The sequence below is a fragment of the Oligoflexus tunisiensis genome, assembly GCF_001748245.1.
Taxonomy (GTDB): domain Bacteria; phylum Bdellovibrionota_B; class Oligoflexia; order Oligoflexales; family Oligoflexaceae; genus Oligoflexus; species Oligoflexus tunisiensis.
Window position 1 is genome coordinate 1,568,549 of record NZ_BDFO01000001.1, and the last position, 20,938, is coordinate 1,589,486.

22 protein-coding genes are annotated in these 20,938 nt (G+C 56.8%); 15 read left to right on the top strand and 7 right to left on the bottom strand.

The genetic code is table 11. The features are described from left to right. From OLTU_RS06815 to OLTU_RS06870, 12 genes are all read left to right on the top strand, one after another. Positions 1-705 carry an FAD-binding oxidoreductase gene (locus OLTU_RS06815; protein WP_141732002.1) on the top strand — a complete coding sequence of 235 codons (705 nt, stop codon included), beginning with the start codon at positions 1-3 and terminating at the stop codon, positions 703-705. Then, positions 683-1,786: a cobalt-precorrin-5B (C(1))-methyltransferase gene (locus OLTU_RS06820; protein ID WP_141732003.1), complete on the top strand. Its 1,104-nt coding sequence runs from the start codon at positions 683-685 to the stop codon at positions 1,784-1,786. The genes OLTU_RS06815 and OLTU_RS06820 overlap by 23 nt, the downstream gene beginning before the upstream one ends. After that, complete coding sequence (locus tag OLTU_RS06825; protein ID WP_141732004.1) at positions 1,783-2,430, top strand: precorrin-8X methylmutase; 648 nt, start codon at positions 1,783-1,785, stop codon at positions 2,428-2,430. The genes OLTU_RS06820 and OLTU_RS06825 overlap by 4 nt, the downstream gene beginning before the upstream one ends. Then, complete coding sequence (gene cbiE, locus OLTU_RS06830; protein ID WP_141732005.1) at positions 2,430-3,671, top strand: precorrin-6y C5,15-methyltransferase (decarboxylating) subunit CbiE; 1,242 nt, start codon at positions 2,430-2,432, stop codon at positions 3,669-3,671. Before OLTU_RS06825 ends, cbiE begins: the two co-directional genes overlap by 1 nt. Further along, positions 3,668-4,444 carry a precorrin-2 C(20)-methyltransferase gene (cobI, locus tag OLTU_RS06835; RefSeq protein ID WP_141732006.1) on the top strand — a complete coding sequence of 259 codons (777 nt, stop codon included), beginning with the start codon at positions 3,668-3,670 and terminating at the stop codon, positions 4,442-4,444. The genes cbiE and cobI overlap by 4 nt, the downstream gene beginning before the upstream one ends. After that, entirely contained in the window at positions 4,434-5,564 is a 1,131-nt protein-coding gene (locus tag OLTU_RS06840; RefSeq protein WP_141732007.1) for a cobalt-precorrin 5A hydrolase, read from the top strand. The genes cobI and OLTU_RS06840 overlap by 11 nt, the downstream gene beginning before the upstream one ends. Positions 5,565-5,685: 121 nt before the next feature. Then, complete coding sequence (cobJ, locus tag OLTU_RS06845) at positions 5,686-6,564, top strand: precorrin-3B C(17)-methyltransferase (protein ID WP_141732008.1); 879 nt, start codon at positions 5,686-5,688, stop codon at positions 6,562-6,564. Continuing rightward, positions 6,522-6,926 carry a precorrin-3B C(17)-methyltransferase gene (locus OLTU_RS06850; protein ID WP_141732009.1) on the top strand — a complete coding sequence of 135 codons (405 nt, stop codon included), beginning with the start codon at positions 6,522-6,524 and terminating at the stop codon, positions 6,924-6,926. The genes cobJ and OLTU_RS06850 overlap by 43 nt, the downstream gene beginning before the upstream one ends. Positions 6,927-6,934: 8 nt before the next feature. After that, positions 6,935-7,708 (top strand): precorrin-4 C(11)-methyltransferase, encoded by a 774-nt coding sequence (cobM, locus tag OLTU_RS06855; RefSeq protein ID WP_141732010.1) that lies wholly within the window; start codon positions 6,935-6,937, stop codon positions 7,706-7,708. Then, complete coding sequence (cobA, locus tag OLTU_RS06860; RefSeq protein WP_141732011.1) at positions 7,705-8,463, top strand: uroporphyrinogen-III C-methyltransferase; 759 nt, start codon at positions 7,705-7,707, stop codon at positions 8,461-8,463. Before cobM ends, cobA begins: the two co-directional genes overlap by 4 nt. Positions 8,464-8,471: 8 nt before the next feature. Next, on the top strand, positions 8,472-8,984 hold the full coding sequence (gene cobO, locus OLTU_RS06865; protein WP_218109889.1) for a cob(I)yrinic acid a,c-diamide adenosyltransferase: 513 nt from the start codon (positions 8,472-8,474) through the stop codon (positions 8,982-8,984). Further along, positions 8,984-10,363, top strand: a complete 1,380-nt coding sequence (locus OLTU_RS06870) for a cobyrinic acid a,c-diamide synthase CobB (RefSeq protein ID WP_141732013.1) — start codon at positions 8,984-8,986, stop codon at positions 10,361-10,363. Before cobO ends, OLTU_RS06870 begins: the two co-directional genes overlap by 1 nt. 61 nt (positions 10,364-10,424) lie before the next feature. On the opposite strand, the gene OLTU_RS06875 is transcribed toward OLTU_RS06870, so the two are convergent. Next, positions 10,425-12,008: a hypothetical protein gene (locus OLTU_RS06875; RefSeq protein WP_141732014.1), complete on the bottom strand. Its 1,584-nt coding sequence runs from the start codon at positions 12,006-12,008 to the stop codon at positions 10,425-10,427. A 5-nt stretch (positions 12,009-12,013) separates the two neighbouring features. Further along, positions 12,014-14,335, bottom strand: a complete 2,322-nt coding sequence (locus tag OLTU_RS06880) for a leucine-rich repeat domain-containing protein (protein WP_141732015.1) — start codon at positions 14,333-14,335, stop codon at positions 12,014-12,016. A 507-nt stretch (positions 14,336-14,842) separates the two neighbouring features. Here OLTU_RS06880 and OLTU_RS06885 point away from each other — a divergent pair. Continuing rightward, entirely contained in the window at positions 14,843-15,568 is a 726-nt protein-coding gene (locus OLTU_RS06885) for an alpha/beta hydrolase (protein WP_141732016.1), read from the top strand. Between the two features lie 124 nt (positions 15,569-15,692). Here OLTU_RS06885 and OLTU_RS06890 read toward each other — a convergent pair whose 3' ends face one another. Beyond that, entirely contained in the window at positions 15,693-16,241 is a 549-nt protein-coding gene (locus tag OLTU_RS06890; protein WP_176736399.1) for a BON domain-containing protein, read from the bottom strand. A 47-nt stretch (positions 16,242-16,288) separates the two neighbouring features. Here OLTU_RS06890 and OLTU_RS31805 point away from each other — a divergent pair, with 47 nt between their 5' ends. Together OLTU_RS31805 and OLTU_RS06895 are read left to right on the top strand one after the other, a co-directional pair. Continuing rightward, a complete protein-coding gene (locus tag OLTU_RS31805) occupies positions 16,289-16,429 on the top strand; it encodes a hypothetical protein (RefSeq protein WP_176736400.1) in 141 nt (46 codons plus the stop codon). Continuing rightward, positions 16,401-17,648 (top strand): ferritin-like domain-containing protein, encoded by a 1,248-nt coding sequence (locus tag OLTU_RS06895; protein WP_176736401.1) that lies wholly within the window; start codon positions 16,401-16,403, stop codon positions 17,646-17,648. The genes OLTU_RS31805 and OLTU_RS06895 overlap by 29 nt, the downstream gene beginning before the upstream one ends. On the opposite strand, the gene OLTU_RS06900 is transcribed toward OLTU_RS06895, so the two are convergent. The 4 genes from OLTU_RS06900 to OLTU_RS06915 all read right to left on the bottom strand — a co-directional run bounded on the left by OLTU_RS06900 (position 17,642) and on the right by OLTU_RS06915 (position 20,894). Further along, a complete protein-coding gene (locus tag OLTU_RS06900; RefSeq protein WP_141732019.1) occupies positions 17,642-18,445 on the bottom strand; it encodes a phytanoyl-CoA dioxygenase family protein in 804 nt (267 codons plus the stop codon). The two genes, OLTU_RS06895 and OLTU_RS06900, sit on opposite strands and share 7 nt — an antisense overlap. A gap of 75 nt (positions 18,446-18,520) precedes the next feature. Beyond that, positions 18,521-19,324, bottom strand: a complete 804-nt coding sequence (locus OLTU_RS06905; protein WP_176736402.1) for an alpha/beta hydrolase — start codon at positions 19,322-19,324, stop codon at positions 18,521-18,523. 20 nt (positions 19,325-19,344) lie between these two features. Then, on the bottom strand, positions 19,345-20,376 hold the full coding sequence (locus tag OLTU_RS06910; protein WP_141732021.1) for an HDOD domain-containing protein: 1,032 nt from the start codon (positions 20,374-20,376) through the stop codon (positions 19,345-19,347). A 17-nt stretch (positions 20,377-20,393) separates the two neighbouring features. Further along, positions 20,394-20,894, bottom strand: a complete 501-nt coding sequence (locus OLTU_RS06915) for a hypothetical protein (RefSeq protein ID WP_141732022.1) — start codon at positions 20,892-20,894, stop codon at positions 20,394-20,396. Between the last annotated feature and the right edge of the window lie 44 nt (positions 20,895-20,938).

Genomic DNA, 20,938 nt, shown 5'->3' on the forward strand with positions numbered 1-20,938 from the left:
ATGGCAGAACACAGACAGGCTCGGGTGCTGGCGAATCTTTCGGATGAGAGCCGTGGTGCACTTCTGGCTTTGGAGCTGGAAGGACATCCCGACCTTGTGCTGAAGGGTGGGCGTTATATCATCGTTCATACCGGATTGGAAAATGCAGAAGGGAAAATAGTGAAACGGGCTTACAGCCTTTTTGCTGTGAAGCCTGGAACCCAAAAATTCTTCCTCGCGGCAGCGCCTGTCGCGGCTGGTGTGGCCTCCCATTATCTTGGTTCCCTTCAGGAAGGGGATCGGTTGACGTTCACCGGACCCTGGGGACGCTTTCACTGGCCTGCGGAGGCCCGGGAAAAAAAGGTTGTGGCGGCCGCGTTTGGCAGCGGCATCACAGGCATCCTGGGTTATCTGGCGAGTGTGCCGGCTGACTGCGCTGTGGATCTTTATTGGTACAAGGATGAACAGGGACTTCTGCCGGCTGCCATGGTGCGGGAATGCCTGTCCGAGGCCCATGCGATGCATGAACGCAGCCTGAGCGATGACCCTCTCAGGGACCTGCAAAACGCAGGACCGGAGCAGCGATTTGTCGCCGCAGGAGAAGGCCACCGAATCGAACGCTGTCTCAACTTTTTGCGGGCCAAGGGTCTCATCGAGGATCAGCTCCAGAGTGAAATCTTTTACCGCAGCCAGGACCTGAGCGATGCAAAAGCAGACCGGGGATAAACCACTGCGCAGCGGATTTACCACCGGGGCCTGCGCCGCCGCGGCCGCACGTGCGGCCAGCCAGTTCTTTCTCTGCGGCGTGCCCTTGCAGGAGATCGAAAGCATACTGCCAAACCGTCAGACGGTGCGTTTTGCTCTGAACCGTTGTCAGTGGGATGAGGGCTTTGCTCTGAGCAGCATTATCAAGGATGGAGGTGATGATCCGGACTGCACCCATGGAGCGGAAATCATCGCCCGGGTGCGCTTGCATCATGATCAATCTTTAAAAATCTATGGTGGTGTCGGCATCGCCCGCGTGACCAAACCTGGACTCGGTCTTGAGGTGGGAACATCGGCCATCAATCCCGTGCCGAGGCAAAACATTGCCGAGATGGTGCGGCTGGAACTGGATGACAGTATCTACCGCGGGGCGGAGGTGGAAATTTCCTGTCCGGATGGTGAGGAACGCGCGAAGAAAACCCTGAATGCCCGGCTTGGGCTTTTGGGAGGGATCTCCATCCTCGGCACCACGGGTATCGTCCTGCCCTATTCCACATCCGCGTTTATTGCCAGCATCGTTCAGGCCATACAGCTGGCGGCCGCGGAAGGGCAAAAGCAGCTGGTCTTCACCACAGGCGGTCGTTCCGAACAATACGCCATGCGCCTTCTGCCCCAGCTTCCGGAATGCTGCTTTATTCAGGTCGGTGATTATGTGGGAATTGCCCTGCGCAATGCCGTGCGCTGCGGCATGGAGGGTGTTCATATCGTCGGCATGATGGGCAAACTCTCGAAGATGGCCGATGGCCGGATGATGACCCATGCCTCGGCTTCGGAAGTGAATATGGAACTGCTCGCGACCCTGGCCGCCGAACACGGAAGTCCGGAAGCTGTTCAAACGCAGATCCGCGCCGCAAACACCGCGCGGCATGTGCTTGAGATCTGCCAGGCGCATGAACTGGAAAAAATGCCGAGCATGATCTGCACCCGCACGCGCCTCATCTGTGAAAAATTCGCGCGGGATAAACTTTGGGTCGAAGTCACGATGGTGGATTTCGATGGGAAAACTCTGGGCCGGGATGAACGGCGAAAGGAACCCTCATGAGTGATATGCGTCAGATGACGGAACAGGGACGCCGCATTGAAAGCGATAGCTTTGCGATCATCGACAGCGAAGTCGGCCCCCATGGTTTTCCCGCTGCTGAGTGGCAGATTGTCCGCCGGGTGATCCATGCCACTGCTGATTTTGAATTCAAGGATCTCATGGCCTTCCATCCGGAGGCTGTGGCTTCGGGAATCAGGGCTCTGCAGCGCGGCTGTCCCCTGGTGCTCGATGTGCAGATGATTGCAGCCGGTTTGAATCAGGAGCGCCTGAATCATTTTGGTTGCCAAACCTTCTGCAGCATATCCGATCCGGATGTCATCGCCCGAGCCAGGGAGTTGAATACCACCCGGGCCATTGAATCCATGCAGAAGCTGCAAAGGCTCGGCCACCTCGAAGGCTCCATCATCGCGATTGGCAATGCGCCGACGGCTCTGCTGGAAGTGTTGCGCCTGATCGCGGAAGAGGACCTGCGCCCGGCTCTCATTATCGGTGTTCCGGTCGGTTTTGTGGCGGCTGCGGAATCCAAGGAACTCTTGACGCAAACTCAGGTTCCCTGGCTTGCCGCCCGCGGACGCAAAGGAGGCAGCACCATCGCGGTCGCGATTCTTCATGCGCTCTTTGCCCTGGCTGTGGAGGCCGTCTGATGCGACAGCCTGCGGTGATTGTGATTGGCATCGGCGAGGACGGCTGCCTCGGCCTTTCCAGTCGCGCTTACAATTGTATCCGCCAATCCCAGATTCTGGTAGGCGGCGCCCGTCAGCTGGAATTTTTCAGCGACTATCCAGGTCGTCGCGTGATGCTGGGAAAAAAGGTCAAGGACACGCTCGAAAGTCTGCGGGATGAATCCGGTGATCACAATATTGTGATCCTCGCGTCGGGCGATCCCCTGTTTTATGGAGTCGGCAGTCTGGCCGTGAAAATATTCGGAGCTGAATTTTGTGGTTTCATTCCGCAGCCGAGCTCCATGCAGCTGGCCTTTGCCGCAGCGGGTCTCGCCTGGTCCGATGCCACCTGCCTTTCCGTGCATGGCCGCTCCATCGAAGGACTTTGCCAAAGAATGCGCCGGCTCAGCAAGGTGGCCCTGCTCACCGATGCCGAGAATTCCCCGGTGCGGGTGGCCCTGCATCTTTTGGAATATCATGATGCCGCGTGGGATGCGATCCTGTGCGAAAACCTCGGCAGCACCGACGAACGGATTCGCCCCTTGGATTTGAAATCGCTCAGCCAACTGACCGATGTCTCTCCACTCAATATTTTGATCCTCACCCGTTCCGCCGACTGGCGTTGTCCTCCAGCATTTTACGCGGAAGCGGAGGAAGCCTATGCCCGCCGCATGCCCAAGCTGGGTCTGATCACCAAGCGTGAGATTCGCGTTCTTTCCCTCGCCGCATTGCAACTTCGTGCCCAGGCGGTGGTCTGGGATATTGGAGCTGGCTCCGGTTCGGTGGCCATCGAGGCCGCACGGATCGCCAGTGAAGGCCGGGTTTTTGCCATCGAATGTGAAGAGGAAAGCCAGGGCTACTGTGCCGAAAATATTCTGAAGCATGGAGCCGATAACGTGCGACTCATTGCAGGGGAAGCGCCGGATGCTTTGGAAGGGCTCGATCAGCCGGATGCGGTTTTTATCGGCGGATCGAAAGGGAAACTCGACGCCCTGATTCAGCTCGTCTGGCAGAGACTCAATCCGGGTGGGCGCCTCGTTATCAATGCGGTGACCATGGAAAATGTCGGGCAGACCGTGAACACTTTAAATGCCATGGGCCTTGCCTATGATGTGAACCTGGTGCAGATCGCCCGCAGTTCGCTGCTGGCGGGAAAGTATCATCGCTATGAAGCCTTGAATCCCATCCATATTTTTTCATTGAGCAAGGAAGGACCAGCATGAAAACGGGCAGACTGATCGGTATTGGCCTGGGGCCTGGCGCCAGTGACCTCATCACCCTGCGCGCCCTGCGGCATCTGCAGACGCTGCCCGTGCTGGCGATTCCGCGACCCAATCCCTGGACGCCGTCGCTGGCCTTTCGCATTATCAAGGAGCATCTGCCGACCGGAACAGGGCAGCAGCATCTTTTCCTTGAATTTCCGATGAGCCGCGATCCGGAAATCCTGCTTCCAGCGTGGAACAAGGCTTTTGCGGCCATTCGGGAAAAGCTGGACGCCGGATTAGATGTCGGCTTCGTCACACAGGGGGATCCCTTTGTTTTCAGCACATTTATCTATGTCTATGAATCCCTGAAAGTGGACATCCCGGACCTTGAGGTCGAGATGGTGCCTGGCGTAAGTTCCATCAATGCGGTTCCAAACGTGGCAGGCCGTCCTCTGGTCGATGGGCAGGAGCGCCTCGCCGTGATCCCGGCCACTTATGGAATCGAGGATCTGCGGAACATACTCAGAAGTTTTGATTCCGTGGTGCTGATGAAAGTTTCCAGCATCATGCCCCAGATCGTTCAGGTCCTGGAGCATGAAGGTCTGCTCGAGGCCTCGGTTTATGTTGAACGCGCAACGACGGATGAGCAGCGCATCGTTCATGATTTGCGCCGCATACGTAATGATCGCTGTGTGTATTTTTCCATGGTGGTCGTCACCAAAAAACATCGGAATGGAATTCTGCGGGGCGAGGCTCCCAAAATTGAGAAGGAAACCCTGCATGTCACCTAAAAGGAAGCTCGCCATTCATGCCATCACGCGTCATGGTTTTGCGCTGGCGCAGAGACTTCAGGAGGCGTTTCCGGAAAGCACGCTTTATGTTTCCAATAAAATATCCCAGGAAGCCCGTGCTCATGTCGTGCCTGTGAAATTGCCCCTTGGTCCCTTGCTCGATGAAGTTTTTCATGCTTACGAAACGCATGTTTTTATCATCAGTGTGGGCGCCGTCGTTCGCATGATTGCTCCTTTATTGAAAGATAAAAAGCAGGATCCTGCCGTGGTCTGCGTGGATGATGCCGGGCAGTTTGCCATCTGTCTTCTGTCCGGCCATGTGGGGGGTGGCAATCGCGAGACCCAGCGCATCGCGGCCGCTTTATCCTGTCAGCCGGTTATCACCACTGCCTCGGATGTTCAGGGAACCCTGACCGTCGATATACTGGGGCGTGAACTGGGCTGGGTGCTAGAGGATCAGGAGCACAATGTCACCACGGGCTGCGCGGCTGTGGTGAATGAACGGCCGGTCCTGATCATTCAGGAATGCGGCCAGCCGGAATTTTGGCCCTTGAAGAAAGCCTGGTCGCCGGGCGTTCACTATACACGCTCCATCGAAGCGGTGGACCCTGAACTTTGGGAACGCATTCTGATCATTTCCGATCGCGATATCCCCGCTCTGCATCCGGACCTTTATGCCAAAGGTCTGGTTTATCGACCACCCACGCTTTGGATCGGGATCGGCTGTGATCGTGATGCGCCCTATGAAATGTTGAAACGGGGTTTGGAGGGTGTTCTGCGGGAATTCAGACTCTCGCCAAAGTCCATTGCCGGCTTTGCCAGCGCGGCGGTCAAGGCGGATGAGCCTGGTCTTTTGCAGCTTTGTCAGCATTTCAATAGGCCGCTGCAATGTTTCAGTGCTCCTGAACTTGATTCCGTACTGCCGATTCAAAATCCATCGGAAAAGGTGCGTGAGCATGTCGGCACCCGTTCGGTCTCGGAAGCATCCTGCCTTCTGGCGTCAGGCGCTGCGGAACTGCTGGTTCCCAAGCAAAAGTACGGAGAACCGGATATCAAGCAAAAGATGACGATAGCGATAGCCAGACAGCCATTTCCTTTGCGAGCAGGAGACCCGGCATGATTGGGCGCGACAATCGCCATAGCCAGACAGCCATTTCCTTTGCGAGCAGGAGACCCGGCATGATTGGGCGCGACAATCGCCATCACCAGACAGCCTTTCCCTTTGCGAACAGGAGACCTGCATGAGTGAACACGGCAAACTCTGGATTATCGGCATTGGTCCCGGTGCTCATGATTTGATTGCGCCGCGAGCCCTCGCCGCCTTGGAAGAGGCGGAGCTGGTGGTCGGCTATCAAACCTATATGACCCTGGTCCGTAAACTGATCAAGGGCAAGGACAAAATTCGCACCGGCATGACCGAGGAAATCGGTCGCGCCCGGGCTGCGGTCGATGCCGCCCGCGCGGGTCGCAAGGTGGCGGTGATTTCGTCGGGTGACTCGGGAGTCTATGGAATGGGTTGCCTGGTTCTGGAGGTGCTGAAGGAAATCGGCTGGAAACAAGGGGAATCACCGGAGGTGGCTTTGATACCTGGAATTACAGCCTTGAATGCCTGTGCGTCGCTCGTCGGGGCCCCGCTCGGGCATGACGCCTGTATGATTTCCTTGAGCGATCTTCTCACGCCCTGGGACCTGATCGAAAAACGCATCCAGCATGCAGCGGCCGCGGATTTTGTGATCGGCTTTTACAATCCTGCCAGCGGCCGTCGGCAAAGACAGATTGCACGGGCCCGCGAAATCCTTCTGGAGCATCGCAGCCCGGAGACACCGGTGGCTCTTGTTAAAAGTGCCTATCGCTACCGTCAGGACATCGTGCAAACGAATCTTAACTCCATGCTCGACTATGATATCGGCATGCTCACCACGGTGCTGGTGGGATCGACTCAAACCTATCGTTACGAAGGGCTGATGATCACGCCCCGTGGTTATCGCAATAAATATGATCTGGACAGCAGCGCGGTGCGCCCCGGTCAAACCCCGGGCCATACGCTGAAGGTTCCCCTTTCCGAGGTGCAAAGACCATGGCTCAAGTCGGCCGGCTCGTCGGAGCCATCCTTGCCGTAACCGGTGACGATATTTATTTGGTCGGAGACTGCAAGGAACCCTGTGAATTTCCTCGCTACGGTCTCGAGACGCCCCCGGAGCGTCATGTGCTCGCACAGCCTTATATCAGGCTCAAAAAACGTGGGGCTTTCGCTCTTGAGGGACCAAGGCTCACGATCGATCTGGAAGGCGAGGCTCTGCCCCAGTTGCTCGTCGATTCCTTTCTGATCTTTCGCAATGGATCGGTCAGCGAAAGACTGTGGCGGCTCTGCATCCAGTACAGTCCTGAACCCGTGGACGGGGTGATCGACGCCGACTGGCTGCGGCATGTACCGCGGGGTATCTGGGAGATCGTACGGGATTCCGTTTTACGTTGCTCATGAGGTGAAGCTTGACTGTTTATATTATTGGAGCTGGACCAGGTGATCCGGATTTGATCACGGTCAAAGGCCGCAAATTGATTCAGACATGCCCGGTGGTTCTTTATACCGGATCACTGGTTCCGCGTGAACTTCTCCAGGACACAGCCCCGGGTGCCATGATTGCCGATACATCGGGCATGCACCTCGATGAGATCATTGGGCACATGAAGTCGGCTCACGCACGCGGACAGGATGTGGCACGCGTGCACACCGGTGATCCGATGATTTATGGATCCACCGCGGAACAGATGCGGCGCATGGAGGCTCTGGGCATACCCTATGAGGTTATTCCCGGCGTTTCCTCCTATGCTGCCGCCGCGGCCGCGCTCTCGCAGGAACTGACGCTGCCGGAACTTTCGCAGACGGTGATCATCTCCCGTTGCGAAGGTCGCACGCCCATGCCGCAGGGTGAGGACCTCGTGGCCCTCGCGCAGCATAAGGCAACCCTCGTGCTGTTTCTGAGCGTGGCCATGATTAGAAAAATTTCAAGGCAGCTGCGCCCCATCCTCGGGGATGACTGTCCCGTGGCGATCGTCTACAAGGCCTCATGGCCGGACCAATTGATTCTGCGCGGCACCCTTGAAACGATTTCCGCGCAGGTTACGGACGCGAAGATCACCAGTCATTCCATTATCATCATAGGCCGCGTATTGGGCGCGACGGATTTTGCGGAATCACGGCTGTATGCGGCTGATTTTTCGCATGGATATCGCAAGGCCAAAGTCGAGGAACCTCTGGTATGAAGGCTAAGGGCTGGGTGTATTTTGTGGGAGCGGGGCCAGGGCCCCTGGACCTTCTCACGCTGCGTGCGGAACGACTGCTGCGAACCGCGGATCTCGTGGCCTATGATCAATTGGTCGAGGCTGAACTTCTTGCGCTGGTCAAAGCGGATTGTGAGTTGCTGCCGATCGGTTATCGGGCTCAAACCGGAGGGGCGCAGCATCCGATTCTGCATGACCGCATCCTGGAAGCGGCTCATGCCGGCGCGCAGGTGGTTCGTTTGAAATCCGGGGATCCCTTGATCTTTGGGAGGGCTGCGGAAGAGATGCAGCGCCTCGATGAAGCAGGGATTTCCTATAGCGTCGTGCCCGGCATCACAGCGGCTTTGGCTGCGGCGGCCGCGGGATGCTGGCCTCTGACGCGTAAAGGCCTTGCCACCTCGCTGCGACTTTTGACCTGGAGCCCGCACGTGATGGCACAGAATCCGGCGGAAACACTCGCCATCTATATGCCGCGGCACGGGCTTGCGAATCTGCTGCATGATTTATTGAATCAGGGCTGGTCACCGGCAACACCGGCGGCTTATGTTCAGTCCGCCCTGCGGGAGGATCAGGCCATCATCCGTGCGGCCCTGAGGGATCTCGTGCATGCCGTGGAACAAAATAGCGACAACCGCCCGGGAATTTGCTTGATTGGGGAAGCCTTGCACCAGGGGGTGGAATCCTGGCTCACGGCATGGGAAGAGAATCGGGCAGACTCGGCGGCCCTTGGGCAATGAGGAACATTATGGGACAAATTCTGGTCTATACCGGGCAAGGCAAAGGCAAAACAACGGCAGCTCTGGGTCTCGCCTTTCGGGCTCTCGGCCGCAGGCAAAAGGTCGGCGTCGTGCAGTTTATTAAAGGCAAATGGATGACGGGTGAAAGACAGCAGGCGTCCCGTACCGAGGGGCTCGATTTTTATGTCATGGGCGAGGGCTTCACCTGGGAAAGCGAGGATCTGACGCGCGATCAAAAAGCGGCGCAAAAAGCCTGGGAAAAAAGCTGCGAAATGATCCAGAGCGGCGCGTATCAGGTAGTGATCCTCGATGAGATCACCTATGCGATCCATTACAACTGGCTGGCGCTCGATGAGATCCTGCAGGTCCTGGCGTCACGACCGGAAGGGACCAGCGTGGTCCTGACCGGACGGCATGCCCCGCAGGGGCTCATGGATGTGGCGGACTGTGTCACGGAAATGAACAAGGTCAAGCATCCCTTTGATCGAGGGCAAAAGGCTTTGGTGGGAGTGGATTTCTAATGCATTCCGTACCACGGCTTGTGATCGCAGGGGCTGGCAGTGGGGTCGGCAAGACCACGCTGGTGGCCCTCCTGGCTTTGGCTTTTCGTGCGCGCGGTCTGCGCGTGCAATGTTTTAAATGTGGTCCGGATTATCTGGATCCGACCTGGCATAAACGCGCCAGCGGGCGGGAACCGCAGAACCTCGACAGCTGGATGATGGGCCGCGAGGCTGTGTTGCAAACCTTTGTTGATGCCACCCAGGATGCAGATCTGGCCCTGATTGAAGGCGTGATGGGGCTCTTTGATGGAGCCGAGCCCACCCGTGATACGGGTTCCACGGCGGAAATATCCCGTATTTTACAGGCTCCCGTGATCTGTGCCCTGGATGCGAAAGGTGTGGCGCGCACGCTTCTGCCTCTTTATTTGGGGTTAAGGAACTTTGATCCTGAACTCAACGTCTGTGGTCTTCTCGCCAATCGCGTGGGTTCGCGCGGGCATCTCGATCTCCTGAAAAAAGCCTGCGGATCCGAGCTGCTCGGTGGACTGCCCAAGGACGAGGCGCTCACGATTCCCGAAAGGCATTTGGGTTTGCATGCCGCTCTGTCCGATGTTTTTGACCAGGAACGCATTCAAACCTGGACCGCCCTGGCTCAGGAGTGGCTCGATCTGGATCGCCTTTGGGAGCTTGCCTCAGGGGCGCCTCCTTTGGCGGTTGAACCCACACCAGCCCAGACCGGAACGGAATCCCGTTGCCGCATTGCGGTGGCCTATGACGAGGCCTTTCACTTTTATTACAGCCACAATTTGCAGCTTCTGCAAAAGGCTGGGGCGGAACTTGTTTACTTTTCCCCGCTTCAGGACAAGGTCCTGCCGCCCAACATCCAGGCCGTCATGATCGGCGGCGGATACCCCGAACTGCATGCGGAAGCGCTGGCCGCTCAGGAGGACATGCGCACGTCCCTCCGCAACTTCGCGGCGCAAGGCGGAACGATCTATGCGGAATGCGGAGGGCTCATGTATCTCAGCCGCAGTATTCGAACGCTGGATGGACATGAGTATCCCATGCTCGATCTCCTGCCGGCCCGGACCATCATGCAGGACAGGTTGCAGGCGCTTGGTTATACGGAAGTGGAACAGGAAACGGATACCATGCTGGGGCCGGCGGGCCTGCGTTTTCGGGCGCATCAGTTCCGTTATTCGCTCCTGCAGGAAGAGGAGGATATTCCGAAGGTCTGGCGTTTGCGGGGCAAAAGGTCCAGCGCGGTGGTGCAGGAGGGTTATGCCCGGGGGCGGATCCTGGCGAGTTATGCCCACGGTCACTGGGCCTCAAATCCGGCCATTGCGCAAAACCTTGTCGCGAGTCTGACGCAGAAAAATGGCGACCGCGAAAAAAGATGACGTGTGCAAAAAAAAACGACATCTGCCGCAAGGCAGATGCCGTTGTCAGGATTCAACACTCTTAACGATTTTGCACAGCCTGGTAGTAGAGTTTCTTCAGATCCGCATAGGCGGGACTGAAGACCATATTCCCAGCGCCCCACAGGAAGTCAGGGCGACTCGTCGACAGCCAGCTGCCGCCGATGATGTTGCCGTTGACATCGAGTTCGAGGCGATAACGGTAGAGCAGAGGTTTGTGATAGCGGCGATCCAGTTTGGTGCCATCACCAAAGGGCTGCCAGGACGGGTTCATTTCTGCTGTATAGTAGAAAGTGGTGGCCATTTCCACTTCCTTCACCGTGCCGGGCGCGGCATTCTCTGAAATATCCGCGCCGGTAAAGGTGGCCGCTTCCTTCGTCGTGTAAGCCGCCACCGCCTGATTCCAGACTTCGCGATCGCGGGTGATGTCAGCCACAAAACTTTGTTTCTGAATGCCTACGATGTTGGTCAACACCAGGTGGAACGCTCCGGCGTTGGTGTCGCTGCAGCCTTTGGTCCGGAAAGCATCATGAATGCCCTCCAGTCGTTCCGCTGGCGTGAGGTTGCCGGTGCCAGCCAGCTCCAGAATTTTGGGAGCCTTGCTCACAGCATTATTGAAGTCCTCGATGATACTGGCTTTCGCATATTTCCTCAGGCTGTCGCTAACCTCCTGGAAACGCTTCCGGGCGTACTCCCCCGAGTCAGCATAAGCCAGAATATAAGGAGCCAATCCTACCTTGACGGCCACATCAATGCTTTTCTCCTTGAACAGGAGATCAATGGCTTCTTCCACTTTCTCGTTATTGTTCGCTTCCAGCTGACCGAAGATCTCCCGGTCGAGGCGCGAGGCATTGGTCTGGCTGATGTCGCTGTTGCAACGGACGCCCATGAACGTGTTGAAGCGTGTCGTGCCATCGTCGACGTCGATCATATGCGTGAGCAGAGCCTTGATATCGGACGCCCCGAAGTCCACCTTGATCTGATCCTTGCTCGTTACGCTGATGGCTGCCGGTTCCTTGAACATCACCGTGGCCGGAGCCCAGGCATGGCAGAGGCCAAACCAGGTTTCGATCGTCTTGTCGTCCTTATAGGACGGATGATCACGCAGAGTTTGCAGGATACCGGTCCGGGTTCGCTCGGATTTTACCGTCGCGTAGGTAAAGTCCCCGCGATAGATGTCATACTTTTCTGCTGGCGAAAGGCTGCGAATCGTGGCGGAACGCTCAGCCTCGGACATCGCCATGAGCTCTTCCTTGGTGTAGGGCTCATAGCCATAAACCTCGCTTCGTCTCTTTTGCAGGTCCGCGTTATCATCCAGTTGGCCGCGATAGAGTTGATCGCTGGATTGGGCCTCCATCCGGCTGAGTTCCCGGCTCTTCGGATCGTTCCAGCGATAGGTCACACCCCCTTGATAGGTCGGCCAGTAGTTGTCGCTCCAGGTCATGCGGCGCGGCACGCCGGTCTTGGGCAGCGACTCATAATGGGTTTCAAAGGTGTGCTGCTTGGCCATCATGGTCACAGGATTGTTGGCGTTATCCCATTCATCTTTTACGTTGGACGTTTGCGGGGCTTCGCATCCAGCCAGGAGGGCGATGAGAAGACCGGTTGCAATCTTATGTTTCGACATCGTGCTTACTCCTGAGTGCAAAGGTTAGCCAGTGGTTTATTGGTCACTTCACTCTTCTTGCAATCGATGCTTTCGGCATCGGCATAAAAGTGTTTCATGGCGTCGAGTTTATAGAGCGGGCTGAAGTCGGTGACCCTGGTGAAGTCAACGTCAAGACGCTCAAGAGTTTTGAGCCATGCCAAAGGACTCAGGTCCGTGAGTTCAGGGTTGTCGGTGAGAATCAGCTCACGCAGTCCCGTGAGGCGGGCCACAGGTTCCAGGTCGGTGAGATTCTCACTGGCCATCGACAGGGTAAAGCCACGATTGCGGAAGATCGAAGCGCTATTCTTTTCCCGCAGAAGGCTATCGAGCATGGCGCAATCATTGCGGATGCTCAGGGCCACGCTCATGGCATCAATGGTCTTTTGCGCCGCTGTATTGTTGCGATCTTCACAGATCTCACGGAAGGGACGATAGGGGGCAATGGTCACCTGCTCCCGGATGGTTTGTTTCTGGCCGTTGGTATCGACGACAAAGGTCAGAAAGCCCGCACAGAACTTTGTTTCAGGAGCCGCGCTGATGTCGGCCAGAACTTCAATCAGGCCGGCGCTTTCACGCGCACTCAGTTTGCAGGCTGCGGGAGTCAGTTCTGCCACCTGATGAGCTGCGACCGCAACGCCGCTCAGTTTCACATTGCTCGACAGACGGTATTTCAGACTTGCGATGACATTGTCCGGGCGGGAAGCGTCCTGAAGCCTGTGCTCCCGATAATCGAGTGCCACAAAGCGTACCGGCACATTCAAGGCATGGACAGCTTTTTGTCCGGCAGCGGACGCGACCGAAACTTCAGCCTGGCAGGCGGCGGGAATTTCCTGATCGGAGGCCGGCTTCAGCTCGACATCGACCAGCCATTGCTCGCGGCTGAGATAAGGGCGGAAAACACAGGTGCTGTGTTGCGACTCGACGCGTGGAGCCTCCAGCGCCGGGCCTTCCAGCTTCAGCTGAACGGCGGCCACAACCCAGGGTTTTTCGGCAATCAGAACATCATCCTTGGAGGCGATCGTGACGAACTTCAATTCGTCTTCAATGTCCAGCCGGGTTTGAGCACTCAGGGTTTCACCGGCGTATTTTGCAGTGATGGTGACGCTGCCACCGGCATTCAAAACCTTGGCCGCATTGTTTTCGATGGCAACCTTTTGCGGATCGCTGGATTCCAAAACGAGTTTGGCGGGATCAACGTCAACCGGCTTGTCGCCGGCGAAACCGAGCACCTGCAGAGTGAGGGTGTCGCCATTTTTCAGAACATGGCTCTCGTTTTCAAAGGCGATCCGGGTGGGTTCCACGACCGTCCTGGCCAGCGTGATGGTTTGCGTGAAGTCGCGGAACTGGGCCTTGACCACAGCATCTTCCACCAGATCTGCGGACAGAGCGATGGCGCCATCGGCGACGGTAATCTTGCCTTGATCATCGGAGCCAGCCTCGATAGTCCAGGTGACATCCTGGAAGGTCAAAGCTCCCTTGTATTCCGTTTCATCGACCGCTTCAGCGGTGACCGGACGGCTTTCACCGGCCTTGATGGCCAGGGCCTGAGGGTTGACCGTAAAGGCTTTCACCGCAGCCACGCGGCATTCTGTGATGGAATCCTCGGGCTTGAAAATGAACTGGCCGTCCGCACAGTGAGCGGTCGCCTGGTAGGATTCGCAGACGGATTGAAAGTTGACCAGTGCGGCTTTGAATCGCGGAAACTCCTTCGTGGCACCGTGGGGCGTATCCCCCTCGCAGCTGCGGCCAGCATCAGGCGTTGCCGCTGTGGCCGTGATTTTGATTTCAGCCGCAACATCCTTGACCACGGCTTTGATCATCACATCCGTGGCACTCCCTAGAGCTGTCACATGGCCATCGGCACTGACGGTGACCTGATCGCTCGATGACGTCCAGGTGGCTTCATTGTTATCGATGACAAAGGCCTGTCCATTCTGGTCCACACCCTCCAGCGTCAGGAGCAAGGGCGCACCATTTACGTTGACCGTCATCGTTTCCGCTTTGATCGTGAGTTTCTGCAGCAAGGTTTCCTCACAAGCGGGGAAGGCTTCCTCCTGAACCAGCAGTTGACCGTTCGTGCAGGTGCCGTTCACCTGAAGGGCAAGGCTGGCGCAGGTTTCATTCCAGGCCGCACGCTCCTTCCGGTACCAGGTCAAGGATGCCGATGCGCCTTCAGCAAGGCCCTGGCAGACCTGGCCTTCAGACGTCGTTGGATTCGTGTCCTTGTCTTTGTCTGAATCTTTTTTACTACAGTTGATCAGAAGGGAAACCAGTACAAAGGCATGGGGAAGCCTTTTCAACACCATCGAAGCTCTCCAAAGAATGTAAAAAGTCATCAAATGTGACGGCCATCACGGACCTCAATCTTGATCCTGCTCGTCGTTCACACCGAAGAAACACCAAAAAACAAGAGTTATTGCGTTTAATGAATCTCGTGCGAGCGTAACGCGACGATAGGGCTCAACCGATCTCAAGTCCGCAGCAGTCGGACTCTTGGGAGCAAGGGCTGTGCCACTGACCGAACGAAGAGGTTTTGTCATTGGCGTGAATGCGTTCCCTTCCCAAGAGCAAAAACGTAAGCGGAGAAAATCACGATAGCGGTGAAGATGGCAAGAGATACCGGAATCAGTCGCCGGATGCAGACGGCACGCACGACTCCATCGTGGCCCTGCAAGCCTGTTTTGTCGCAGCAGAGCCCGGTCGGGTATTTCCTTCGGAGGCGCATTTGTGAAGGCACAATAAACTTTTGGAATGGATCATGCAGTTTTGTTCATGTCCTGATGTTGCGGCTCACCTGCGTGAAAGGACCCCCTGTGAAACGTCTTATGATCAGTGGTTTTGGCTGTCCGAAAGAGCCTTGGATTTCCTTTCTGGGTCCCGGGACAACGGTTCTGACTCTGCATGAGGTTTTGGAAGCCACGCGGACTTCCGACATGAGTACGTGGGGTCATTTCGTGGCCGAGGAAATCCGCCGGCTGCGACCCGCTTCTATCATCGCTCATGATTTTGGTGGAGTGATGGCGCTCAAGGCGCTTTTGGAATTGCAGGAGAGGAAGATCCGGGTTCACGCCCGTCTGACTCTTCTGAATACGGCATTCCGTGATTTCGATGTTCTGAAGAACCCGCATCCGTTTCTGATACAGATCGCACCCTGGAGTCTCACATCCTCCATGATCAAACTTTCTGGTGGCACCGTCGATCCCCAGCTGGAACCCTGGTACAACATGATCCGCAAGGTTTATCGCCAGGTAATCGTGGCCAGTCTTGCCCGCAAGGTTCAGCGGAAGCTTTATTCCCGGGAAAAAGCCCGCCTCGGTTCGCTGGATATTGATGTCGGCATCCCGATGCAAATCATTGCTTCAACCAACGACCCTTATACCAGCCTCGACTGTCTGAGGAGCATTCAGGAGGATTTTCTGGTCCCTGATCTCTACACGCTTGAGTATGGACACTTCCCTTACTCGTCGGCGAACTGCGAGCTCGTGCGGGAATTGATTGAACATTTCGAGGCCAGTCCAAGAGCCCTTCATGCCAGGTAGGAAACCTTTCCTCGGTCAGCCGAGTGCCGCATGGCCTCCATCCGCGGTTCCTTCGGAAAGGACGCGGGTTCGGCCTGCGGTCCTGTGATAACTGTCTGGAGCCGCGGGAACACCGGCTCGGCATTCAGGGGGCTCCCGCACCGGAAAAGGAAGCCGCATCGTCCCTGGGTGTCTGGGACGCGCCTTCCACTTTCAGACGATTTTCAACGTTTTTCACCCCACGAATATCGAGGATGATATCCTCGGCCCGACTTTTTTCGATGCGTCCGGCGACAGTGCCCGTGAGTGTGACCTCACCATCCTGCACGTGAACCTCCACATCAGAGGCATCGATCACCGGATCCTGAGTCAGTCGTTCACAAACATCCTCCTTGATGCTGTCATCGGAACGACGATAACCTTTGGGGCCGAGCCCGGCATTACCCTTGGGTCCCCAGCGATGACTGCGCTTTTCCTCCTGCGGTGTGGTCCTGGGTTCACCGCCTTCCCAGCCTTCGGCGCCTGCCACATCGCTGGCGCGCAGGAAGTCGATCGAACGTCGCTGCTCATTGTTTGAATCAGCGTCCGGGCTCATGCTGTCCCCATCGGACCCCATTCCACCCAGTCCGCGTTCCTCCATCATGTCTGCTTCTTTTTCAGTCTTTTGATTGTGTTTGTCCTGTTGTTCCGACATGGGCCGCCTCCTTGCCATCATTGCTCTTTCTCAAGGAAGCAAGACTCGTGCGCGGATTCAGGAACCCTGGCAGTGTCCTGCTCTGGCCCTGGTGTGGTTCGTGCAACGGCGCCTGGACCCTTGATGCTGTCACCCGCGTCCGGATCCAGGAAAATACCTATGAAAACCATCGCCATTCGAACCCGTGAGCATCTTCTGAATACTCTGGCCGAGGCCGCAGAGTTGGAGCACAATCTGATGTGCCTTTATCTCTACGCGGTCTTCACCTTGAAGGAGTCGCAGGACGAAGGCTTAAATCGGGCGGAATGGGACGCGGTGGGACGCTGGCGACGCACCATGCTGGATGTCTGCGTTCAGGAGATGGCGCATCTGGCTCTGGTCTCGAACCTCACCACCGCGGTCGGTGGCACCGCTCATTTCTTCCGCAGTGATTTTCCGATGAAGCCCGGGTATTTTCCCGCCGATTTCGTGATGGAGCTGGCACCGTTTGATCTCGATACGCTGCAGCACTTTATTTTTCTGGAGCGGCCGGAGGATCTGCCGGTGGAGGATGCTGCCACCGCGCAGGACAAGGATGACTATCGCCGCGATGCGCCGCGGGGCCGCCTCATGACCCATGTCGGCGACTATCAAACCGTGGGGCAGCTCTATGAGGCCGTGGAGGATGGGCTTCATTATCTGAGCGAAAAAATAGGTGAGAAGGCTCTCTTTTGCGGGCCGGCGTCCCTGCAATTGTCACCGGCGGATGTCGAGCTGGAGGGTTTGACTTTGATCACCGATTCGGCAGCGGCTGTGCAGGCATTACGATCCATTGTGGAACAGGGTGAAGGTGGCAAAGGGCAGGAGGGTTCGCATTTCGCTTCCTTCTGTCACATCAAGGAGGAATACCTGACCCTGCTCGACGCCAATCCTCATTTTCAACCCGCCCGGCCCAGCGCCCGGAATCCTGTCATGCGCCGTCCGGCGGAAGATGATGGGCGAATCTGGGTGCAGGCGCAACCCGCCGCCCGGTTTATGGATCTCGCCAATGCCCTCTATGGCTTGATGCTGCGTTTTCTTGTGCAGGTCTATTCGATGGAAAGCCGTCCCGCGGCGCAAAAGAAAATTCTGCTCAACGCCGCCTTCACCCTCATGCATGCTCTGTCCGCCACCGCCCGTCATCTGACGAAGCTGCCGGCGCATCCTGAGCATCCCGGTGTGAATGCCGGCCTCAGCTTTGCTCTCAATCGGCATTTTACGCCTTTTGAAGTCGGAAACGAAAAGATGCTGCTCAGTGAACGGGTGAGCGAGGTCATGGCCGCGATGGATGCTGTGATCGAAGGGGAAGGGATCTCCGCACTGCAGAAGGTGCGGGAGTCCCTGGAATCGATTCACGTGTCCCTCAACCAGTTGCCCGAGGATCAGTAGGAATAGGTATCGTAGGTCTCATGCTTTGTGGGGGGAGAGGCAGCATCCACGATCGGATTATAACGCAGCATGCGCCGCGCCCGATGCGAAAGTTCGCCAACCATGCTGCGCGGAATGTCGATGGAGACCTCCGGCCTCAGCAGCCATTTCCGGCTGTAACCGATCACCACCATCGGCCTTGGAATCGGGGTCTGATTCGGTGTGCCGCGATGCAAAGCCCTCACGTCGCGGACCATGACGTCGCCAAGTTTCATGGGCACAGGTTCGAGTTTGACCTCCCCTTTTTCCGTGCGTTCCATGCGCTCCGCTTTGGTCCAAAGATGGGTTCCTGCTGCGATCTCAAACGGCCCGTTCTCGCGGGTCACCTCCACCAGGGGGAAGTTAATGGCCAGCTGGAACGGGGGCGTCTCGATGCCAAACTCGGGAAAGAGCGGCGGCGCATCGCGGTGAACGTCCTGATAGTCCGAGCCCAAAAGAGGCGTATCCGTTGCCAGCTGACACATGACAAAGTCCTCGCCCACCAGTCCTTCCACAATACTGAGGATGTCGTCGTCTTCAAAAATCGTGGGATCGGCAAAGGGCTGCTCAAAAGGCAGCGTTACGTAATAGCGAGCGGGACCACGGCCCACGGTACTGCCGCCGGAATCAATGTAAGCGCGCAGGAGGGGCATGAATTGCTCGTTCCAGTGCTGCATCACCGCGGGTGAGAAATGCTGTTCGAGGACGCAGTAACCATCCTTCAGAACTTTTTGGGTCAAGGAGCTGAGTTCCTGAGGGGTGTATCTATGATTTGGCATAGGGTATTCCTGCTGATGTGTTCGTCCAGGACGCCGGAGCGTCTGGGCAATTCATAGCAGATTCTCAGCGGAAGCTCAGCGCAAAAACTCAATCAGCTGCTGACGATAAGGACTGTCCGGATCTCCCAAGGCTCGCGTATGACCTTCGCTTGTGACATCCACCCATTCCTTCGGCGCGACCGCTTTTTCGTAGAGTTCACGGCCCAGTTCATAGGGCACAACGGGATCATTCAGGTTATGAAAGAAGAGCATCTTCATGGGCAGGCGCTCAATACTGTCGATCGGGTTCCAGTCATCCGAGATCAAAAAGGAGAGGGGATACTGCAAGGGCCAGGTGAGAAACGAGGCGCCGAGCTTTTGCCGCGCGATCTTTCGATAGGACGAAAAACTGCTATCGATCACGAGACCCTTGACCTGATCCGTGGGACAGCTGCCGAGCGCGCTGATCGCCACCGCCCCGCCGATGCTTTGGCCAATGACATAAAGCTCATAATCCTTGAGCACCGGATGCTGCTCCACCCAGCGAAAGACCGCGCAACCATCCTTGACCAGGCCCTCGCGGGTCGGCGGCACCGTGGTGGACCGTCCATAACCCCGATAATCGAAAGTCAGAACATCAAAGCCTTCCTGCGTGAGCCAGGCGGTGAACATGAAATGCGAGCTCATGTTCTCGGCATTGCCGTGGAAATGCACGATCAGTTTTTTATAGCCCAGCTGTGTCAGGGGTTTGAACCACCAGGCGGCGAGGATGATCTCACTGCCTTCGGGGATGCGCTCATCACTGTACTGGAAACCCAGCTTTTTCGGGTCATAAAGGTCCTGCTGCACCGGATAGTAAAAGAGGCTGTTGCAGGCGCCAACCCAGGGTGTAAGCAGCATGATGAGCACCCCCTTGTTCATCAGCTCGCCCGTTCCTGTATGGCGAGCGGCATCATTTCCTCGGCCAGGAGTTCCGCATCCCTTTGCGATAATTTGAAGCGATGCAGAAGCTGATGGAAGAGATCGCGATCCATCTGATGCGGCTGAAGCCAGATCCAGTGCGCAAACTGATTGGCGAAGGCGATCAGGTCCTGTGGCTCCGGCTGATCGCTGGTCGCGACGCTGTGATGATCCTGGATGGCGTCAATGGAGGATTCGGAAAGGCCCCAGAGCGCCCCACCGATTTCACCGATCACCGTATGCTGATAGCCGGCGTGTCTTTGTTCGGCCGCCGTCCATGGACCCAGTGTATGAATGTCATTCACTTCCACCTGGAAGCGGTCGGCGATATCCGGTCGGACCAGAGCCAGCACCAGTTTGCCGAGATTGCAGAGACAGCCGGTGATATAAGCCTCGTCATCCGGCAGACCGACTTTGAATTTGCGCGCCAGATGTTCGGCGATCCGGCCGATGGTCATGGAATGATCCCAAAACTCATCGGTATGAAAGACCCTGGTTTTCGGCTCCACGCAGCTGATGGCTGCGAGCAGAACGATCTCCTTCACATGCTGGCGTCCGACCAGGGTAATGGCGTGGGAAAGGGATTTGGGGCGCGCGCCGTCATGCATGGTTTGATTTTCTGCAATCCGCATGATCTTGGCAGAAAGCAGCGGATCATGTCGTGCCAGCGCCGCGAGATCACGGGAATCGGCGTTGACATCATCGATTTTTTGCAAAAGTTCCATCACCGAGGTCGGCAGCCGCGGCAGCGTCTTGAGGGCGGGAATCTGATTGAAAATCGACTGCGCCTGCGGGCTCAGCCGCCCGATCGGGTCATACCAGTCGTGACGTCCCTTCATGATGACATTGGTCGATTCACAGGCGCAATTGAACCAAAGATGCCCTTCCTCACAGATGCGCCAGCGGCTGGTGTGCGCGAGGAAATCCTCGGTGGAGTAGAACAGACGCCCGCAGTTCTTGCATTCCATGATCGGGTGCATCGTGGTTTCCATGCATCATCCTTGAGTTGTTAAAAGCTCATGGTCAGTTGAACGTTCACGAAATATTTGGAACTGGCCTTCAGGGTGAAGTTCTGTTCGCTTTGATCATGCATCGGCAGGGACAGAAAGATCGCCTGCTCGGCCGACGCGGACGGATCGGGCTCCAGCCCCAAAAGACGGGCAAAATCCCCTGCATTCACCACCAGAACATCCGGATAACCGGAGGGCGTGGACAGATCGCTGGAGATGCCAACCACACGGGTCCGACCCCTGGGCGTCAAAAGAACGATTTCATCGGGACTGACATAAAGGATGGCCCAGTATTCCGCATAATTTTCCGACTCCAGCGCCACATCCAGCGCATTGAAACCGGAACGCATGAGTTCCCAGGTGACGGGAAAGCGGAAGTACCGATGGCCGGGACGCGTGCTGCTCGGTTCCTCTGGACTCGCCAGCGCGGCCGCATACAAGGGCGACGCCAACGGCAGCGCAAGGAGAAAAGCAAGGACGCAAGCAGGGAAACGTAGCATCAAACCACCCGGACCTGGTGAAGTTGATCAAACCCTGACTATTG

Bases quoted from the DNA above. Each gene is read 5' to 3' on its own strand.
- OLTU_RS06815 (WP_141732002.1), top strand. From the start codon at position 1: ATGGCAGAACACAGACAGGCTCGGGTGCTGGCGAATCTTTCGGATGAG.
- OLTU_RS06820 (WP_141732003.1), top strand. From the start codon at position 683: ATGCAAAAGCAGACCGGGGATAAACCACTGCGCAGCGGATTTACCACC.
- OLTU_RS06825 (WP_141732004.1), top strand. From the start codon at position 1,783: ATGAGTGATATGCGTCAGATGACGGAACAGGGACGCCGCATTGAAAGC.
- cbiE (WP_141732005.1), top strand. From the start codon at position 2,430: ATGCGACAGCCTGCGGTGATTGTGATTGGCATCGGCGAGGACGGCTGC.
- cobI (WP_141732006.1), top strand. From the start codon at position 3,668: ATGAAAACGGGCAGACTGATCGGTATTGGCCTGGGGCCTGGCGCCAGT.
- OLTU_RS06840 (WP_141732007.1), top strand. From the start codon at position 4,434: ATGTCACCTAAAAGGAAGCTCGCCATTCATGCCATCACGCGTCATGGT.
- cobJ (WP_141732008.1), top strand. From the start codon at position 5,686: ATGAGTGAACACGGCAAACTCTGGATTATCGGCATTGGTCCCGGTGCT.
- OLTU_RS06850 (WP_141732009.1), top strand. From the start codon at position 6,522: ATGGCTCAAGTCGGCCGGCTCGTCGGAGCCATCCTTGCCGTAACCGGT.
- cobA (WP_141732011.1), top strand. From the start codon at position 7,705: ATGAAGGCTAAGGGCTGGGTGTATTTTGTGGGAGCGGGGCCAGGGCCC.
- cobO (WP_218109889.1), top strand. From the start codon at position 8,472: ATGGGACAAATTCTGGTCTATACCGGGCAAGGCAAAGGCAAAACAACG.
- OLTU_RS06870 (WP_141732013.1), top strand. From the start codon at position 8,984: ATGCATTCCGTACCACGGCTTGTGATCGCAGGGGCTGGCAGTGGGGTC.
- OLTU_RS06875 (WP_141732014.1), bottom strand. From the start codon at position 12,008: ATGTCGAAACATAAGATTGCAACCGGTCTTCTCATCGCCCTCCTGGCT.
- OLTU_RS06880 (WP_141732015.1), bottom strand. From the start codon at position 14,335: ATGGTGTTGAAAAGGCTTCCCCATGCCTTTGTACTGGTTTCCCTTCTG.
- OLTU_RS06890 (WP_176736399.1), bottom strand. From the start codon at position 16,241: ATGTCGGAACAACAGGACAAACACAATCAAAAGACTGAAAAAGAAGCA.
- OLTU_RS06895 (WP_176736401.1), top strand. From the start codon at position 16,401: ATGAAAACCATCGCCATTCGAACCCGTGAGCATCTTCTGAATACTCTG.
- OLTU_RS06900 (WP_141732019.1), bottom strand. From the start codon at position 18,445: ATGCCAAATCATAGATACACCCCTCAGGAACTCAGCTCCTTGACCCAA.
- OLTU_RS06905 (WP_176736402.1), bottom strand. From the start codon at position 19,324: ATGCTGCTTACACCCTGGGTTGGCGCCTGCAACAGCCTCTTTTACTAT.
- OLTU_RS06910 (WP_141732021.1), bottom strand. From the start codon at position 20,376: ATGGAAACCACGATGCACCCGATCATGGAATGCAAGAACTGCGGGCGT.
- OLTU_RS06915 (WP_141732022.1), bottom strand. From the start codon at position 20,894: ATGCTACGTTTCCCTGCTTGCGTCCTTGCTTTTCTCCTTGCGCTGCCG.